Annotated in this window: 17 protein-coding genes; 3 read left to right on the top strand and 14 right to left on the bottom strand. The window is 35.1% G+C overall.

What is annotated here, in order from left to right:
- Positions 1-312: 312 nt before the first annotated feature.
- Complete coding sequence (locus BED47_RS23030) at positions 313-498, bottom strand: hypothetical protein (protein ID WP_069035633.1); 186 nt, start codon at positions 496-498, stop codon at positions 313-315.
- 129 nt (positions 499-627) lie between these two features.
- A complete protein-coding gene (gene murI, locus BED47_RS23025) occupies positions 628-1,401 on the bottom strand; it encodes a glutamate racemase (protein ID WP_069035632.1) in 774 nt (257 codons plus the stop codon).
- A 417-nt stretch (positions 1,402-1,818) separates the two neighbouring features.
- Between murI and BED47_RS23020 the strand changes: the two genes are divergently transcribed.
- The 3 genes from BED47_RS23020 to BED47_RS23010 all read left to right on the top strand — a co-directional run bounded on the left by BED47_RS23020 (position 1,819) and on the right by BED47_RS23010 (position 4,512).
- On the top strand, positions 1,819-2,298 hold the full coding sequence (locus tag BED47_RS23020; RefSeq protein ID WP_069035631.1) for a MarR family transcriptional regulator: 480 nt from the start codon (positions 1,819-1,821) through the stop codon (positions 2,296-2,298).
- A 154-nt stretch (positions 2,299-2,452) separates the two neighbouring features.
- Positions 2,453-3,688 (top strand): MFS transporter, encoded by a 1,236-nt coding sequence (locus tag BED47_RS23015; RefSeq protein WP_069035630.1) that lies wholly within the window; start codon positions 2,453-2,455, stop codon positions 3,686-3,688.
- A gap of 191 nt (positions 3,689-3,879) precedes the next feature.
- A complete protein-coding gene (locus BED47_RS23010) occupies positions 3,880-4,512 on the top strand; it encodes an NUDIX hydrolase (protein ID WP_069035629.1) in 633 nt (210 codons plus the stop codon).
- 105 nt (positions 4,513-4,617) lie between these two features.
- Here BED47_RS23010 and BED47_RS23005 read toward each other — a convergent pair whose 3' ends face one another.
- The 12 genes from BED47_RS23005 to BED47_RS22950 form a co-directional block, all read right to left on the bottom strand.
- Positions 4,618-5,058 (bottom strand): GNAT family N-acetyltransferase, encoded by a 441-nt coding sequence (locus tag BED47_RS23005; RefSeq protein ID WP_069035628.1) that lies wholly within the window; start codon positions 5,056-5,058, stop codon positions 4,618-4,620.
- 23 nt (positions 5,059-5,081) lie between these two features.
- The gene (locus tag BED47_RS23000; RefSeq protein WP_069035627.1) at positions 5,082-6,857 is read right to left on the bottom strand and encodes an ABC transporter ATP-binding protein; all 1,776 of its coding nucleotides are present in this window, start codon (positions 6,855-6,857) and stop codon (positions 5,082-5,084) included.
- The gene (locus tag BED47_RS22995; protein WP_069035626.1) at positions 6,854-8,593 is read right to left on the bottom strand and encodes an ABC transporter ATP-binding protein; all 1,740 of its coding nucleotides are present in this window, start codon (positions 8,591-8,593) and stop codon (positions 6,854-6,856) included. The genes BED47_RS23000 and BED47_RS22995 overlap by 4 nt, the downstream gene beginning before the upstream one ends.
- Before the next feature lie 226 nt (positions 8,594-8,819).
- Complete coding sequence (locus BED47_RS22990; protein WP_069035625.1) at positions 8,820-9,362, bottom strand: DUF1572 family protein; 543 nt, start codon at positions 9,360-9,362, stop codon at positions 8,820-8,822.
- A gap of 672 nt (positions 9,363-10,034) precedes the next feature.
- Positions 10,035-10,673 carry an orotate phosphoribosyltransferase gene (gene pyrE / locus BED47_RS22985; RefSeq protein WP_069035624.1) on the bottom strand — a complete coding sequence of 213 codons (639 nt, stop codon included), beginning with the start codon at positions 10,671-10,673 and terminating at the stop codon, positions 10,035-10,037.
- Positions 10,670-11,383, bottom strand: coding sequence for an orotidine-5'-phosphate decarboxylase (gene pyrF / locus BED47_RS22980; RefSeq protein WP_069035623.1), 714 nt, complete (start codon positions 11,381-11,383; stop codon positions 10,670-10,672). The genes pyrE and pyrF overlap by 4 nt, the downstream gene beginning before the upstream one ends.
- Positions 11,355-12,296, bottom strand: coding sequence for a dihydroorotate dehydrogenase (locus BED47_RS22975; RefSeq protein WP_069035622.1), 942 nt, complete (start codon positions 12,294-12,296; stop codon positions 11,355-11,357). The genes pyrF and BED47_RS22975 overlap by 29 nt, the downstream gene beginning before the upstream one ends.
- Positions 12,293-13,063 (bottom strand): dihydroorotate dehydrogenase electron transfer subunit, encoded by a 771-nt coding sequence (locus BED47_RS22970; RefSeq protein ID WP_069035621.1) that lies wholly within the window; start codon positions 13,061-13,063, stop codon positions 12,293-12,295. Before BED47_RS22970 ends, BED47_RS22975 begins: the two co-directional genes overlap by 4 nt.
- Positions 13,060-16,272, bottom strand: coding sequence for a carbamoyl-phosphate synthase large subunit (gene carB, locus BED47_RS22965; protein WP_069035620.1), 3,213 nt, complete (start codon positions 16,270-16,272; stop codon positions 13,060-13,062). Before carB ends, BED47_RS22970 begins: the two co-directional genes overlap by 4 nt.
- A complete protein-coding gene (locus BED47_RS22960; protein WP_069035619.1) occupies positions 16,257-17,357 on the bottom strand; it encodes a carbamoyl phosphate synthase small subunit in 1,101 nt (366 codons plus the stop codon). Before BED47_RS22960 ends, carB begins: the two co-directional genes overlap by 16 nt.
- Positions 17,354-18,640 carry a dihydroorotase gene (locus tag BED47_RS22955; protein ID WP_069035618.1) on the bottom strand — a complete coding sequence of 429 codons (1,287 nt, stop codon included), beginning with the start codon at positions 18,638-18,640 and terminating at the stop codon, positions 17,354-17,356. Before BED47_RS22955 ends, BED47_RS22960 begins: the two co-directional genes overlap by 4 nt.
- On the bottom strand, positions 18,624-19,535 hold the full coding sequence (locus BED47_RS22950) for an aspartate carbamoyltransferase catalytic subunit (RefSeq protein WP_069035617.1): 912 nt from the start codon (positions 19,533-19,535) through the stop codon (positions 18,624-18,626). Before BED47_RS22950 ends, BED47_RS22955 begins: the two co-directional genes overlap by 17 nt.
- Positions 19,536-19,614: the final 79 nt, after the last annotated feature.

Below are 19,614 nucleotides of genomic sequence, written 5' to 3'. Positions count from 1 at the left end.
TTGGAACGGAGGGGTGCTCGACTCCTATGGGATTAGCGGGAAGGCTGAGACCCCGCAGGCTTGCCGAGGAGGCTCAGGTCTCGCCCCATGGAAAGCGAGCATCCTGTAGTGGAAATCAACATCACTCTACTCCTTTTACGAAAATTTGATAATTTAAATGACAAAGTTGTTTTTCAACAACGTGAAAAAATGGTGCATTTAAAGGGCACCATTTTTACTAATATACATTCCTAAAAACAAATACATGTATAGTTCTATTAAGCTTTTAATTTAGTTCCTTTTACTCTACTTTTATTACCTACTAAGCTAAAACTATTTTTCTCTTTCATTTTTACTACTTAGTAAATATCCTAAAAATAGTAAAAGTCCTACGCAAAATCCAAAAATTAAATTCGAAAAAATCTCATCTTCTCTAATATATTTAATAATTAAATAAGCAGCAAAAAATAGCATCGTAATGACGCCGAAATACTTTAATACAACTCTTATTTTTACCAATTATTCACAACCTCCCCTATTAGTAGAAAAAGTTTTCAAAAAAATTGACTTTAACAACTATTCGAGAATAAACAATATTAGTCCTGTATTGAAACATAATAAAAAGATAAGCTAATTCTAGCTTATCTCTTATCTTTCATTTTGTAAGTGGCTTAACGCCTGTTTTGTCTTCTCGATATATTCTATGTCATTATTCGAACACATAAATTTGACATTTGTTTGACCTGTTTCATTTAATTGGCCATTTTCTCCGAGAAGCTGGATTAATCTTTTTACAGTACCATTACTTCCATCAACAATTTGAACATCTTCAGGTAATATCTTTTTTAAGATGTTTCTATAAAATGGATAATGGGTACAACCTAAAACAATTGTTCCATATTGCTCAATATTAAATAATGAAAGTTTACTTTTAAAATAATCAATCATAAAGTTTTCATCAAAATTCAATTCCTCACAATAATGAACAAGCTCTGGTAATGGCAATGAATCGACAATACTTAAATCGTCCACTCTAGAAATAAGCTCATTATACTTTGTTTGCTTTAACGTAAGTGGAGTCGCAAAAACTAATACTCTCTTCCCAGTTGTTCTGTTCATTTCAACAGCTGGTTTTACAGCCGGTTCCATACCGATAATCGGAAAATCATACATTTCTCTCAATTCATTTACTGCAATACTAGTCGCTGTATTACATGCAATTACTAGTGCTTTTACATCTTCTTTAATAATCGTTTCAACAGACTTTTTTACAAATGCACTTACTTCTTCCTTCGACTTTGTACCATAAGGAACGTGAAGAGTATCAGCAAAATATAAAAAATCTTCATTTGGTAATTTTTTCAGTGCCTCATTTAAGACAGTTAACCCACCAATTCCTGAGTCAAAAAAAGCTATTCTCATTTCAATTCACCTAATAATTTTAATTTAATGTTGTCATTTGTGAAAGTGTCAACAAGTCATAACATTACTTAAAAGGGACAAACTTTTACAAATAGATAATACTAAATTAACCTAATTATGGATGAATGTAAACTTTTCAGAAAATAGTTAACCCATTTAGAGATTATTCGGAATTCTTGTCCAGCTTGCTAAACCGATTTTTCACACTATTTCATAAACATTCAAAATGCCTGCGGTCGATTTTTTTTTAAAATGAAAAGCTTCTCATTTCGTGTTTCCGACTTTTGAAACAATATACATATAGTTGCTTGTAATTCTCCGATCACCTATTCCTAACATAATGATTTTTATATTGTTGAATTAGAAACAATATTTTATATAATATGGTTAATGAATCAACGGGTAGGAGGATTGAGTATGAATAAAGAAGAACAGCTTATAATGGGTTTCAGGGATGTATTTAATAAAATGGTTTGGCTTAATAAGTTTAAAATGGAAGAGGCACTTAAAGGGTATCAATCTTCTGAAGTACATTGTATCGAATACATTGGAAAAAATGTAGATTCCAACGTGACCAAACTTGCTGATTCTTTATATATGACAAGAGGTGCCATCACTAAAATAACGAAGAAGCTTATAAATAAAGGTCTGATTGAAAGCTATCAGAAACCGGATAATAAGAAAGAAATTTATTTTAAGCTTACTGAGCAAGGAAAAGTAATAGACAATATCCATGAAGAACTACATAAAAAGTTTCGAGAGCGAGATAAATTTGTATTTGATCAAATAACCGAAGAACAATTCAACAGTATGCTAAACTTCGTGAACAATTATTGTCATCATTTAGATGCAGAAATAAAGAAACAAGGCATCGATATCGATAATAAACCGAAATAAATTTCAATAGTAAAGATTCACTTGCAGCCAAAACTCTACTAGAGGAGCGGTTGCTTTTTTATTTCGATATTATTGTTGACAAGGAAACAAAACACTCGTACGATAAATATGTTTCCAAGGAATCAAAATTATCGTTTTTGAGAGGAGAATTTTATTGTTCAAATTTAGATCACAAAAAGAACAGAAATTGGAACAAACCATAGATAAAACGGCTTTATTCTTCGGTCTTATGTCCATCTTTCTTTGCGGAATAGGCTTCAGTATCATCACACCGGTCGTACCATACTTAGTACAGCCTTATATAAGCAATCCAGAAGATCAAGCCATAGTCGTTACGTTGTTGACTTCTGTTTATGCAATATGCGTGTTTTTTGCTGCTCCTGGACTTGGAGCATTAAGCGACAGATATGGCCGCCGTCCAATACTGCTAGTATCACTTTTAGGTTCCGCTATCGGCTACTTAGTTTTTGGCATAGGAGGAGCTCTATGGGTACTTTTTGCTGGGCGTATAATTGAAGGGATAACTGGTGGGAGCATTAGCACAATCTTCGCATATTTTGCAGACATCACTCCAAGTGATAAGCGAACCAAATACTTTGGGTGGGTAAGTGCCGTTGCAGGTGTAGGCGCCGCCATTGGACCTACTCTAGGTGGATTACTTGCTAAATTTGGATATTCTGTACCGATGTATTTTGGAGCAATCATAACTTTACTAAATCTTGTTTTTGGAATCTTATTTATTCCAGAGAGCCTTGATCTGAATAACAGACTGAAAAAGATTACCTTTGTAAGGTTGAATCCATTCACCCAGCTTTTAAACATACTTTCCATAAAAAACTTAAAATGGCTACTCATCTCTGCGTTCCTACTTTGGATACCAAATGGATCATTGCAGGCCGTTTTTTCACAATTTACAATCGATACGTTCAACTGGGAGCCTGCACTTATTGGCCTAATGTTCTCAATTATGGGGGTCCAGGACATCATTTCACAAGGTTTCATCATGCCCAAGCTGTTAATTAAATTTAGTGATTCACAAATAACAACTCTTGGCATGGTTTCAGAAATTATAGGCTACAGTCTAATTGCTGCATCGGCTTTGTTCACATACTATCCTCTACTAATTGCTGGAATGTTTATATTTGGGTTTGGTGATTCAATATTCGGACCGTCATTTAATGGAATGGTTTCTAAGACTGTTGACCCTAGTGAACAAGGCAGAATTCAAGGAGGTAGCCAATCTATTCAAGCTTTAGCAAGAATCATTGGACCGGTTATAGGAGGTCAAATCTATGTATCACTTAGTCATGCCGCACCGGCTTTTATGGGTATAATCCTTATAGCAGTAGCAGCATCAGTATTAAATAAGGGCAGGTTTATAAATAGATAATGAGTGTACACTTCTAAACATTCATCTTTTGGATACGGCGGTTATAGGTGGATACCGCCTTTTTATCCTACTATTTCTAATGCTGCGGAATCGTAAAAAAAGCTTTTAATCAAAAATATACTTCAATCCGACAATTTTATTTTATAATGAAGTACATGGTTCATAGATCAAAAAACAAGGTGGTTAGTTAAATGAAAGAAGAATTACTTAAAATTTTTGATGAATCCGGTAATCATATAGGAGAAGCCTCACGTAGTGAAGTACATAAAAAGGGATTATGGCACGAAACATTTCATTGCTGGCTACTTAGTATAATAGATGACCAAGCTTCAATTTATTTTCAAATCCGTAGTCATCAAAAAAAGGATTATCCGAATTTATTTGATATTACGGCTGCTGGTCATTTATTATCTACTGAAACAGTTCAAGATGGATTAAGAGAAGTAAAAGAAGAACTTGGAATAGAAGTAAAAATGGAAGATGTAATCCCTCTTGGTATCATTAAAAATTCAATCATATTAGAAACGATTATTGATCATGAATTAAGTCATGTTTTTTTACTTAAAAGCGATAAACCTTTTACTGATTTCAATTTACAAAAAGAAGAAGTTTCAGGGATAGTGAAAGCGGATTTTAATCAATTTTATCAATTCGCACATGGATTAAGAGATACAGTAGAAGTTGATGGTTTTCAAATTACTGAAACAGAGGAAAAAATTCCAATTCAAAAATCAATAGATAAAGATCAATTTGTTTCACACGAAAGTAATTATCTTTTAGATGTTGTTGAATTAATAAAAAATCACATACATAATGAATTCTAATTTTAAGAGCCCTTAATTTGTAAAGGGCTCTTAGTTATTTCTAAAACTTATCAATTTTAGATAAAAATTTGGAAGGCTGAGACCCTAGGGCTAAAATTAGGGTTTTTAAGTTGATTCAATAACTTTACTAAAGGAATAAGAAAGTTTTTCATATTCCATTTTATGTTCATAAAAACGATGCGCATTGATTCTTTGGACACCGGATTGTAGTGTTACTAATTGACAGCCATTCCTTCTACCAAAATCAGAAATAAAATCTAGTAATTTCTTACCGTATCCATTTGAGCGTTTACTTTCATCCGTCACTAAATCGTAAACAAATACGTGTCTACCATTATAGAAATTTGTTAATATACTAACTCCAGCGACTGCAACCGTCAATCCTCGGTCTTCTAACCCAAATAATTGATAGCCTTGTTTTTGCATTTCTTCGTACAAATTAAAAAATGATTCTTCATTTAAGTGAGTACGAAGCTGTTTTAATACTTCAAAGCCTTTTCTTAACTCTTCTTTTGATTCGTAAAGTTTTATTGATATATTAGTCATTCTAACACTCCTTTTTAATCTTCTTACGATACACTAATTACATTTTCACCAGTTTCAGCTTCTCTTTTAAATAATCTTGAATAAACGCCATCTTTTTCTAATAAAGAATGATGAGTACCTTCTTCGACTACTTTCCCATTTTCTAATACAACGATTCTGTCCGCTGTTAAAACAGTAGATAAACGATGTGAGATTACGATGACTGATTGTTTTGATTTTCGTTTTTGAATCGCTTCATTTATTTGCAATTCTGTAATCGGATCTAAAGCCGAGCTTGCTTCATCTAAAATAAGAATAGTAGAGTTTTTAACTAATGCTCTTGCTAAAGATAATCTTTGTTTTTGGCCACCAGATAATAGTGCCCCTCGTTCACCAATTGATGATTCTAAACCTTCTGGTAATGAATTTAGATAGTCTGATAATCCACTATCTTTTAAAGCCTGAATCATTTCATCATCTGTTACCATTTCATTTCCTATACGAATATTATCAGCTAAACTACCATTTCTTAGCTGTACATCTTGCGAAACAAACGAAATCGCATCCCTAATCCACTTTGCATTCGCTTTTTCAATTGGTAAACCATCTACTTCAATTGTTCCATTATTTAACGGATAGAAACCTAATAATAAATCTACAATTGTTGATTTTCCGGCACCACTTGGTCCTACTACGGCCACTGCTTCCCCTGGCTTCACATGAAATGACAATCCATTTAACACAAATTCTTCCTTCGTTGGATAGGCAAATTTAACCTCTTTAAATTCAATTAACCCATTAACTGAATTTAATTTTTCACCTTCTTGTACTTCAAATTCTGAAACTTCTTCAGCTAATAATTTTTCAGATCGATCTAATGCAGGACCAGTTCTACGTACTGATAACCAGTTTCTTAACATCCTTTGAATTTCATTAGCCGCAATGGTCACAAGCCCACCTGCCGTATACATTTGTCCCGTTGTGATTTGATCATTTGAAATTAGTAAAACACTTATAAAATAGACTGCAGCTAAAGCAAATCCATTATAGCTACCGATTACAACAATTGATTGCATTCTAGCTTTTAATTCAATAATTGATTCTTTCATAAATGATTTACGGATATCGGCAACACTTTGAATTTCATAATCCGTTGCACCAAGAATTCTCGAAAGTTGAATTCCTGTTACTGATTCTCGTAATCTTTCTAAATAACGTGACGCTTCAGTTCTAGCTTTAGCAGAAGCAATTCTAGTACGAGCTCCGACTTTATTAGACGTCCAATAAAATAAAACACCTAAAACAACACTAGTAATCATTAAATAAGGATTAATCCAAAGTAAGACAATACTATATATAAATACTCCTTGAACAGAAGCCATAAAAGTAGAGCCTTCCCATGCTAAAAAATTATGCAGTGTATCTGGGTCATCAGAAACTCGTGCTAATAATTCACCAGATTTAGATTGATGAAAATATGAATAAGGTAAAATTTGCAAATGCTTAAATAACCGTAGTTTTTGCCAGTTTGTAACAGATTTAGCAATATGATGGCAAAAATACTCATCAATGACCATTAAAATTAAATCAAGAATTGCAGCAATTACAAGCAACCACATTAATCCCCATAATAGTGCATTGTCATGGTTTGGAATTATATGATCAATTAACCAACCCGTTCCTAGAGTAGGTATTAATGCTGCACAAACTTGACTTAAAGCAATTACAAATGAATCTGCAAAAACCCATTTTTTATGAGGCTTGAGAAAGTTTATGACTCTTTTTCCATCCCCTATTTTTTTTGTATTTTTCTGCATCATACAGCACTCTCCTTTTCTAGTTCACTGTATTGTGCCATATATAATTGATAGTACTGACCTTTTAATGATAATAATTCTTCATGTGTTCCTTGTTCAGCAATACGTCCTTTATCTAATAATAAAATACAATCAGCATCCTTTACTGTTACAAGTCGATGTGCGATTGTAATTGTTGTACGACCTGGAATTAACTTTTCAAGCGATGATTGTACCTTTTCCTCTGTTTCTCCATCTAATGATGATGTAGCCTCATCGAAAATTAACACTGGAGGATGACGTAAAATTGCTCTTGCAAGAGCTACTCGTTGCCTTTGACCACCAGATAATTTTAGTCCTCTTTCACCAACAATCGTTTCAAAGCCCTCTTGTAGTGACCCAACTAAATCAGATAAGTCCGCTGCTTCAACAGCAAGTTTAAGTTCTTCATCAGTTGCATTCGGTTTGGCATAAAGTAAATTTTGCTTTAAAGTACTATTTAAAAGGAAAGTCTCCTGAGAAACGACTCCAATATTTTGGCGTAATGATTGATAATCATGTGAGGATAAATCTTTACGATCAACTGAAATCGATCCTGAAGAAGGCTCGTATAATCCGAGTAATAACTGAATTAAAGTACTTTTTCCTCCACCGCTTGAACCAACAATCCCAATATGTTGACCTGCACTAATTGAGAATGAAACATCTTTTAGGACTTCTTCAGTTGAATTTGGATAAGTAAATCGAATATTTTTAACTTCTATATCACCTTTCACTTCTCCAAATTTCGGTAAATCATCAGGTTGTTCTGAAGGCAAGTCAAAGTACTCATATATTCTTTGAAGGGCTGGAATTGCTTGTTGAATTGTTAACGCATTTTCAGCTAAAGAGCGGACTGGCATAAACATTGTTGGGATAAAGCCTAAAACGGCGATTAATGTACCAATTGTAATTTCATGCTGCCAAATCGCATATCCACCAATCAACATAATGACCCCTGGCGCACCATTATTAATCACATTTCCTAAACGCCAATTAACCTTCCCAATTAAAGCCAAGCGAATAGCAAATCTTTTCCAAACAGACAATTTATCTTCTAATTTTTTATTTTCTATATCCTGCGTTTGAAAAGTTCGCACTAATCGAACTGACTCAATACTTTCTTGAGTATGATTATACAAATCAGCACTCATATCACGAGCTATAGCTCCCATTTTTCTTACTTTTTTACCAATCATATAAGAAGGAACTAAATAAATTGCAAATACAACTAGCATGACGACTGCAGCAGGCCAATACAACGGAAACACCGCTATAAATGCTGCAATAGCTGCAATAACTTGTTGAATAAAACGTGGTACAACTGTATTATTCAAGTTTTGAACAGATTCTACATCATGCGTTAACCGATATAACATATCCCCCCGAGGTGTTGTCGAAAAAAACGTCATCGGTGCTTTTTGAAGCTTTGTAAATGCACGTAATTGCATATCTGTAATCACATCTAGACCAATTTTTACTTGAATAAATTCTTGTAATGATTCAAAACCGACTTTAAATAAGAATGAAAGCATAATCCCTAAAATTAAATAAAAGATAATTTTTGAATCAGGACCACCAACAATCTCATCGACCAATTTACCAGTCAAAATCGGTGGAATAATCGCAAATGCGCCAGCAATTAATGAACATGCAAAAGCAATTAGAAATACTTTCCAATACGGTTTAAAATGATTAACTGTTTCGATTAAAATTTTCATCTATTGCCATCCCCCTAACCTGTAACATTTTACAATATTTTCGAACTATTTTCACTATTAAAATTTTTATCAGGATTAAAGTAATACGTTCTTCGTTATTCCTTTTATCTGGCCTCAAATACATTTTAATCTTTCAATTAATCTATTACTTCATTAAATTGATTGAACATTTGTACACTATTAGTCTTTAGGGATAAAAAAAAATCTACAACCTAAGTCGTAGATTTTAAGATTTTTTATTTGTTTCATTTAATTTGTACTCTAAGAATTCTTGAGATTTTCCTTTAGGAATACTCAAACTCTTAAATTCATCATTTTTTATTAATTTAGCTATATAAACAATTTGACCAATATGATTTCCGTAATGACTAATTTGTCTATGTATTGCTTGTAAAACAGTATGATCTTCACCACGAATTTTAATCGTTTTTAACACATCTTCTTCATGTAAACTCTCAAGCGTGTTAAAAACAACATTCCATCCTTTATTCCAATCAGCTAATAACTCATCTTTTGATTGGTAAATCCCCTCAAATTCAACGTCACGATCTCGCCATGGTTTTTCACCATCTGTCGTGAGAAAATCTGTCCATCTAGAAATCATATTACCACTTAAATGCTTTACAATGATGGAAATACTATTTGATTCACTAGATGGTTGGAAGTGTAACTCCTTATAATTTAGCTGATCCATCGAACGATCACCTAGCTTTTTTATCCCTTTGAATTCCTTTAAACAATTCGATAGAAATTGTTTTGCGATTGACATACTTGACCCTCCAATTTTAAAGATTCTTTCAATCAATTGTATGAATAGTTTAAAAACTTATTAATTATTTATCAAATAATTTGTTTAGGGACTATGTTGTGAAAGTAGACTATTTTAGTTAGATTATTGAGTGAAAGTTTTTCATTTTGTATGATTTTCCATGTGAATCCTAATCATTTTAGGTGATTTTACGTTTGGATGATTGTTTTATATGAATTTTTTATTGTGGAGTAGTCAGGTTGAGTGTGACTTTTATGGTTTATTTGCGATTTTACTATTTTTAATTGTGATTACTTATTTTTAATTGCCATTTTCGTTTTTTAATTGCTGTTCTCTATTTTTAATTGCGATGGCTCTTTTTTATTTGCTATTCCCAGTTTTTATTTGCGATGGCTCTTCTTTATTTGCTATTCCCAGTTTTTATTTGCGATGCTCTTCTTTATTTGCTATTTCCAGTTTTTATTTGCGATGGCCCTTCTTTATTTGCTATTCCCAGTTTTTATTTGCGATGACTCTTCTTTATTTGCTATTCCCAGTTTTTATTTGCGATGGCTCTTTTTTATTTGCACTTTCGGTTGATTTTTTTACAGGTCCACGTTTTCCGCAGCACAAGATTCATCTTCACCCAAAAAAAAAGATGACTCCAAAAAGTCATCTTTCCTATTCTAAGTATTAAACTTCAACAGTCATCCAACTAGCATCTTGTGGATTTTTTCTCCATGCAGTTAGCTTTGCTACATGTTCTGCTTCGATTGAACCTTGTTCTTTTGCTACTTCAACTAGTGTGTCATAGTCAGTTAGAGAATAGTATGTTACGTCGTTTGCATCAAATTTTTCTACTGCTGCTGGAAGATTGTATGTGAAGATTGAGACTACTCCTAGTACTTCGCAGCCTGCTTCGCGTAAAGCTTCAACGCATGTAATTACGCTGCCACCAGTTGAGATTAAATCTTCTACTACTACTACTTTTTGTCCAGTTTTAATTGGGCCTTCGATTTGGTTTCCTTTGCCGTGGCCTTTTGCAGAGCTACGTACATAAACCATTGGTAATTCCATTAAATCACTTGTCCATGCTGCGTGTGGAATTCCAGCAGTTGCAGTTCCAGCGATTACATCTACGTTACCAAATTTAGTTTGGATTAGTTCGACTAAGCCTTTTGCAATGTTTTTACGAATTTCAGAATAGCCAAGAGTTAGGCGATTATCACAATAGATTGGAGATTTGATTCCTGATGCCCAAGTAAATGGAGTTTCAGGTTGAAGGCTTACAGCCCCAATGCTTAATAAGTTTGCTGCGATATTCTTTTTCATATTGTTACGCCCTCCCATTGTGCAATTACTTCTTCATATGCTTCTACTGGATTTTCACTTTTTGTAATACTGCGTCCTACTACAATATAGCTACTTCCAAATTGTCTAGCTTTCGCTGGAGTTGTTACACGTACTTGATCATCTACACTATTTTCTGCTAAGCGAATACCAGGTGTTACAGTAAGGAAGTTCTCACCTTCCACTGCTGCTTGAACTAACTCTACATCAAGTGGAGAGCATACTACACCGTCAAGACCGCTTTCTTCTGTTATAGAAGCATATAGCTTAATCGAATCCTGTAAAGAAGAAATTCCTTGTTCATGAATCACTTGTTCTTCTGATGTGCTTGTCAGTTGAGTTACTGCAATTAGTAATGGTCGTTTTTTACCAGCTGGAGTGCCTTCTTCTAGACCTTCTAATGCTGCCTTCATCATTTTCGTTCCACCAGCTGCATGAACATTAACCATGTCTACTTCTAGAGATGCGATATTTTTCATTGCATGTTTTACTGTATTTGGAATATCATGAAGTTTCAAATCTAGGAAGATTTGATGTCCTAATTCTTTTAATTCCTTTATGATTGCTGGACCCTCTTTGTAAAATAGCTCCATCCCTACCTTTACATATAGAGACTTTTGAAATTTTTTTACAAAATTCATTACTTCATCTTTTGATGAAAAATCAAGCGCGATGACCACTTGTGATGACATGTTGTTTCCAGCTCCTTCCAATACATTCTTCAATGGACTGATATCCATATTTTTGTAGCACTTCTGGTAGTTCATCTATGATTGTTGGACAAACAAATGGATCAACGAAGTTTGCCGTACCTACACCGATTGCACTTGCTCCTGCTAGGAAAAACTCTAGTGCATCTTCTGCATTCATAACGCCGCCCATTCCGATGATTGGGATGTTTACTACTTGGCTCACATCATGAATCATACGAATTGCTACTGGTTTTATTGCAGGACCTGATAATCCACCAGTTTTATTAGCTAGAATTGGTTTACCAGTTCTTAAATCTAGTCTCATCCCTAGTAATGTATTGATCATTGTTAAACCATCTGCACCTGCATTTTCAATTGCTTTTGCGATTTCAACAATATTCGTTACATTCGGTGATAATTTTACGTATAGGGGAACTTCACTTACTTCTTTAACTTTCTTAGTTACTTCAGCCGCTGTTGCAGCATCCGTTCCAAATGCAATCCCACCACATTTTACGTTTGGACAAGAAATGTTTAATTCTAGTGCTTTTACATTGCTTACTTTTGAAATTTCTTTTGCGACTGTTACATAGTCTTCAATAGTTGATCCAGCAATATTTGCAATGATTGGTACATCATAATTTGATAACCATTTTAATTCACCATCAATTACTTTTTCTAAACCAGGATTTTGAAGTCCAATCGCATTTAACATCCCCGCTTGAGTTTCAGCTACACGAGGTGTTTCATTTCCGTATCGTGTTTCAACTGTTGTTGCTTTTATCATAATAGCCCCAAGAATACTTAGATCGTAAAGATTTGCAAACTCTCTACCAAATCCGAAGCAACCAGAAGCTGGCATAATAGGATTTTTTAAATCTAAGCCAGGAAGTTTTGTCTGTAATGAAATCATAGTACTACCTCCTCAGCTTGGAATACTGGTCCATCGCTACAAATTTTACGATATGACCCGTCTTCAGTATGGCATACACAAGCGAAACAAGCTCCGATTCCACAGCCCATTCGTTCTTCAAGTGAAATATAGCCATCCTTCATACCTTTATATTGCTGTTGTAAAGCTTTTAACATTACCGTTGGACCACATGCAAAGTATTGATCAAATCGAAGCTCTTTTTCACGAATTACATCTGTTACGAATCCTTTCGTTCCTAGAGTTCCATCTACCGTTGCCATATAGGTTGGTCCTAGTTCAGAAAATTCTTTTTCATAAAAAGCTACATTACTTGATGCAAAACCTAACACATGAATTACATTTACACCACGAGCTTTAAATTGCTTCGAAAGTTCATACATCGGAGGTACGCCAATTCCACCACCAACTAGTAGTGCTGTATCTCCTTCTGAAAGAGTTTCAACATCATAACCTTGACCTAGAGGACCTAACACATCAACTTGTTGTCCAACGCTTGCTTCTTTTAAAAGCTTCGTTCCTTCACCTTCAGCGCGGAATATCATCGTGAACTCACTTTTCTCTTTGTCGATCGAACATATACTGATTGGTCTTCTTAATAGTGGCGTTAGTCCACCAGTCACTTTTATATGGACAAACTGCCCAGGAGAGTGCATCTCCTGAACAAGTTCACCTTTTAATGTCATTTCGACAATTTGATGGGCAATTTCTCTGTTTGAGACAATTGTCATGAGTTCTTTTTTTATCATACTAATACGCCAGCCTTCATTTCTTTGTTTGGTAGTGCAGAAGTTGAGAATGTTAAGCTTTCAATTACTGATAATATTGCAGTTGCTGTATCTAGTGAAGTTAAGCAAACTACTCCGTTTTCAACTGATTCACGACGAATTCTGAATCCATCACGAGCTGGTTTTTTACCTTTTGTTAACGTATTGATAACAAACTGTGCATCCCCACGCTTGATCATATCTAGCATATTATCTTCATGCTCGTTAATTTTGTTTACCGCTTTTACTGGTACACCGTGGTTTTCTAAATGATTTTTAGTTCCTTCTGTACCGAATACTGTAAATCCAATTTCATGGAAGCGTTTTGCGATATTTACTACTTCTTCTTTATCTTTATCAGCTACTGTAATGATCACTGAACCGTGAGTTGGGATTTGCATTCCAGCTGCGATTAGTGCTTTGTATAATGCTTTTTGAAGACTTACATCTTTACCCATTACTTCTCCAGTTGATTTCATTTCAGGGCCTAATGTTATATCTACTGAGCGTAGCTTAGCGAATGAGAACACTGGTGCTTTTACATATACTTCATTTCCTTCTGGGTGGTAGCCTGTTGCATATCCGAATGAAGCTAATGTTTGACCTAAGATAACTTTTGTTGCGATATTCGCCATTGGTACATTTGTAATTTTACTTAAGAATGGTACTGTACGGCTTGATCTTGGGTTTACTTCTAGTACGAATACTTCATCTTTATCTGTTACAACAAACTGGATGTTAAGTAATCCTTTGATATTTAAGCCTTTTGCAAGTTTAATTGTATAGTCGATTAATTTTTCCTTCGCAGCTTCTGATACATTTTGTGTAGGGTATACTGCGATTGAATCTCCTGAGTGAACTCCAGCTCGTTCGATATGCTCCATAATACCTGGAATGTATACATCGATTCCGTCAGAGATTGCATCTACTTCAATTTCTTTACCAGTTAAGTAACGGTCTACTAATACTGGATGTTCTGGATTGATTTTAACTGCATTTTGCATGTAGTGAAGAATTTCTTCACGGTGGTAGACAATCTCCATCGCGCGTCCACCTAGTACATATGATGGTCTTACTAATACTGGATAACCAATTTCATCAGCGATATCTGCTGCTTCTTCAGGTGTCATTGCTGTTTTTCCTAAAGGTTGTGGTACTCCTAATTGTTGAAGTGCTTCTTCAAACTTATCTCTGTCTTCCGCACGATCTAAATCCTCAAGTGAAGTTCCTAGGATTTTTACACCACGTTCTACTAATTTACCTGCTAGGTTAATTGCTGTTTGACCACCGAATTGAACAACTACTCCCATCGGTTTTTCTAAATCGATAATGTGCATTACGTCTTCAATTGTTAATGGTTCAAAATATAGTTTGTCTGAGATACTGAAATCAGTTGAAACTGTTTCTGGGTTGTTGTTTATAATGATTGCTTCGTATCCAGCCTCTTTAATCGCTCTTACACAGTGTACTGTTGCATAGTCAAACTCAATCCCTTGACCGATTCGTATTGGACCAGAGCCAAGAACTACTACACTCTTCTTATCCGTTACAATTGATTCATTTTCGATTTCGTATGTTCCGTAGAAGTATGGTGTTGTAGATTCAAACTCAGCCGAACATGTATCAACCATTTTATATACTGGAATGATTTGGTTTTGTTTTCTAAATTCGTATATTTCTTTATTTGTAGCATTCCATTGTGATGCGATGTAATCATCACTGAAGCCCATTTTCTTAGCTTTTAAAAGTACATCTAGTTCAAAATGGTTATCTTTAATTTGTTTTTCCATTTTTATGATGTTTTCAATTTTGTGTAGGAAGAAGAAATCAATTTTTGTAATGTTGTGAATTTCTTCTAACGTCATACCTGTTCTCATTGCTTCAGCAACAATGTAAAGTCTTTCATCGTCAGCTTTTGCCATGCGAGTAATCATTTCGTCTTTAGTCAGTTCTTTTACTGCATTAAGCTCGATGTGATTTATTCCTAATTCTAGAGAGCGTACTGCTTTTAATAGTGACTCTTCAAGAGTTCTACCGATTGCCATTACTTCTCCAGTTGCTTTCATTTGAGTTCCTAACTGACGGTTTGCTGTTTCAAACTTATCAAATGGCCAGCGTGGAATTTTTGATACGATATAGTCTAATGCTGGCTCGAAGCAAGCATATGTTTTCTTTGTAACTGGGTTAATCATTTCATCTAATGTTAAGCCTACTGCGATTTTTGCTGCTAATTTTGCAATCGGATAACCTGTTGCTTTTGAAGCAAGCGCACTTGAACGTGATACACGTGGATTTACTTCGATTACATAGTATTGGAAGCTATCTGGATCTAGTGCAAGCTGTACGTTACATCCACCTTCAATTCCTAAAGCACGAATGATTTTTAATGATACATTTCGTAACATTTGGTATTCGCGGTCACTTAATGTTTGAGAAGGAGCGATAACGATTGAATCTCCTGTGTGAACACCAACTGGGTCGATGTTTTCCATGTTACAAACTACAATCGCATGGTCATTTGCATCACGCATTACTTCATACTCGATTTCTTTAAAACCAGCAATACTTTTCTCTAATAGACATTGTGTTACTGGGCTATTTTTTAATCCGCTTGCTACGATTTCTTTTAATTCTTCTTCATCATTACAAATTCCTCCGCCTGTTCCTCCAAGAGTGAATGCAGGTCTTACGATAACTGGGTAGCCAATTTCTTCTACGAAGTCGTAAGCTTCTTCTAAAGTATGAATGATTGTACTTTCTGGTACTGGCTCGCTTAAGTCGTTCATTAATGTTCTGAATAGGTCGCGATCTTCTGCGCGGTTAATCGCTTCTAGAGTTGTTCCTAAAATTTTTACTCCACACTCTTTTAATACGCCAGATTTATCTAATTCTACCGCTAAGTTAAGTCCTGTTTGACCTCCTAATGTTGGTAGAAGTGCATCTGGGCGTTCTTTACGAATGATTCGACTAACGAAATCTACTGTTAGTGGTTCGATGTATACTTTATCTGCTGTTTGTACATCTGTCATAATTGTTGCAGGGTTTGAGTTTACAAGAATTACTTTGTATCCTTCTTCTTTCAATGCCTGACAAGCCTGTGTTCCAGCATAGTCAAATTCTGCTGCTTGACCGATTACGATTGGTCCTGATCCGATTACTAAGATTGTTTTTATGTCTACGCGTTTTGGCATTGTAAGTTCCCCTCTCGTTTCTGTGCTTCCATCATGCTAATAAATTCGTCAAATAAGTAGTTTGCATCTTCTGGTCCAGGTGAAGCCTCTGGGTGGTATTGTACTGTGAATGCTGGGTATGTTTTATGTTTAAGTCCTTCTACAGTTCCATCATTTAGTGCAACATGTGTTACTTCTAAGTCAGTTCCTTCAATTGATTCTGTTTCTACAGCATAACCATGGTTTTGTGAAGTGATTGCTACTTTTCCTGTTTCTAAATGCTTAACCGGATGGTTCGCACCACGGTGACCGAATTTAAGCTTTGAAGTATTTCCTCCATTTGCTAGAGCAAATAATTGGTGACCTAAGCAAATTCCGAATAATGGTACTTTACCTACTACTTCTTTAATCATTTCGATTGCTACTTGAACATCTTTTGGATCTCCAGGTCCATTACTTAACATAATTCCATCTGGAGCTAGTAAGAATATTTCTTTTGCTGAGACGTTATAAGGCACAACTGTAACGTCACATTTACGGTTTGTTAATTCTCTTAAAATACCGTGCTTCATACCGAAATCTACTAATACTACTCGGTGTCCTCTACCTGGACTTCTATAAGGTTTTTGTGTTGAAACTCGTTCAACATGGTTTGTGAATAGTGGTGTATTTGTTAGTTCTGCAACTACATCATCAACATTTGCTTCCATGCTGCAGAATTTACCTTTCATCGTTCCAACTTCACGAAGTTTTTTCGTTAACATACGTGTATCGATTCCTGCTAAACCTGGAATTCCTTTATCTTTGCAATATTGATCCAAGCTCATTTTGTTTCGGAAATTTGATGGATGCTCAGCATATTCTTTTACAATTAAGCCATGTACTGCTGGTACGATACTTTCAAAATCCTCTAAGTTGATACCGTAGTTCCCTACTAAAGGGAATGTGAATGTTACGATTTGTCCACAGTAAGATGGGTCAGTTAATACCTCTTGATATCCTGTCATACCTGTTGTAAATACGATTTCTCCTGTTGTTTCAACTTCGCTTCCAAATCCTTCTCCTACAAAAACTGTTCCGTCTTCTAATATTAATTGACGCATCATACTGTTAGTTCCTCTCTTTCGTATACTAATTTGCCATTTACCATTGTCATTACTGGCCAACCTTTACAGTTCCAACCATTAAATGGTGTGTTTTTACCTTTTGAAAGGAATGTTGTTGAATCGATTTCCTCTTCTAAATCTAAGTCGATTACAGTTAGGTCTGCTACCGCTCCAACTTCAATTTTCCCTCTATTTAAGTTAAAAACTTCAGCAGGTTTAGTTGTTAAAAAGTTTATTACTTGTTGTAAAGTCATTTTACCTGTTTCCACAAAATGAGTGTTTAATAATGGGAAAGCAGTTTCTAACCCTACAATTCCAAACGGTGCTAATTGCATTCCCTGAGCTTTTTCCTCTTCTGTATGAGGTGCATGATCTGTTGCAATCATGTCGATTGTTCCATCAAGTAATCCTTCGATTAATGCTTCTCGATCGACTGCACTTCTTAATGGAGGATTCATTTTGAAATTTGTATCTAAGCCAGGGATATCATCTTCACAAAGAATTAAATGGTGTGGAGAAACCTCAGCCGTTACATTAATTCCAGCACGTTTTGCATCGCGTACCACTCTAACTGATTCTTTTGTACTGATATGGCAAACATGATAGTGACAACCTGTAGCCTCAGCTAATAGTACATCTCGAGCAATTTGAACACTCTCACAAATAGAAGGAATCCCATTTAAACCATTTTCTTTTGAAAACTTACCTTCGTGGACACAACCTTTTTGAATCAGTGTGTTTTCTTCACAATGTGCAACGATTGATACATTTAGTTCAGCCGCTTTTTGCATTGCTTTGTACATCATTTCAGCAGATTGAACTCCTACACCATCATCTGTGAATGCAAAAGCTCCATTTTCTTTTAAGCCTTCAAAGTCTGTTTGCTCTTCACCAGCTTGTCGGATTGTAATTGATGCATATGGTAATACGTTTACGACTGCTGTTTCTTCTATTTTTTTGTTTAATGCGCTTATGTGCTCGATTGTATCTGGTACTGGTCGAGTATTTGGCATTGCAGCAATTGTTGTAAATCCTCCTCTTGCCGCTGCCTTCGTACCTGTTTCGATTGTCTCTTTATGTTCACCACCTGGCTCGCGAAGATGCACATGAACATCTATTAAACCTGGTGAAAGCAACTTGCCGTCTAATTCAATTTGCTTAGCATCTTCATCAACGATTGTTTCAGCGATTACTGAGATCTTTCCATTAACTACTAATACGTCTCGATTTAGAAGTTCACCATTTTCTTGTAAGATGACACCGTTTTTAAACAAGTACTTCATTTTTCATCTCTCCCCATACTGTTGGTAAGGCTCTTTTTAACACAGCCATTCGTACAAATACTCCGTTTTCCATTTGCTTGAAGATTCTTGATTGCTTGCATTCAACTAATTCACTTGCAATTTCAACATCTCGATTAAATGGTGCAGGATGCATGATAATGCTTGTAGGTTTCATTTTTGCTGCTCTTTCAACCGTTAGGCCATGCTTTTGTAAGTAATTTTCCATTATGTGATTTGTCTCAGCGTCATGTCTTTCATGTTGTACTCTAAGTAGCATCATGACATCAACTTCTTCGACTAATTCATCTAAATTTTTATAAGTTCCATAAGTATTTTTATCGTCTTTCCATTCATCAGGACTTGCGAAGAATACTTCTGCACCTAATCTAGTTAGTGCTTCAGCATTAGAGCGAGCAACTCTTGAGTGTCTTAAATCTCCAACAATTGCTACTTTTAATCCTTCAAAGCTTCCAAATTCTTGTTTGATTGTAAGTAAGTCAAGTAGGCATTGTGTTGGGTGATTTCCACATCCATCGCCGGCATTCAGGATTGGCATTCCTGCATCTTTTATTTCTTGAAAATACTCGTCTTGTGTATGACGAATTACGACTGCTTCAACACCAATTGCTTGAAGGGTTTTAACTGTATCATATAAAGTTTCACCTTTTTGAATGCTTGAGCTTTCAACAGCTAGGTTAATAACTTCAAGTCCAAGTTTCTTTTGAGCTACCTCAAAGCTGAAGCGAGTTCTCGTACTATTCTCAAAAAACAAATTTGCAACAAATGTCTGACGTTTTAGGCTACTTATTTCTCCATTTGCAAAGCTTTGTGCTTCGTTTAGCAAATCTTGAATTTCTTCAATTGTTAAATCAGACATGGTTAATAAATGATTCATCCGTCATCCCCCTAAATGAATTTCATCTCTTTTATTTTTGAAGTCTTATCACTGTAAGAATTCCCTATTCATTTATTAA

It is taken from the genome of Gottfriedia luciferensis, assembly GCF_001712755.1.
GTDB lineage: Bacteria > Bacillota > Bacilli > Bacillales > Bacillaceae_G > Gottfriedia > Gottfriedia luciferensis_B.
This window is presented reverse-complemented; position numbering and strand designations above follow the sequence as displayed.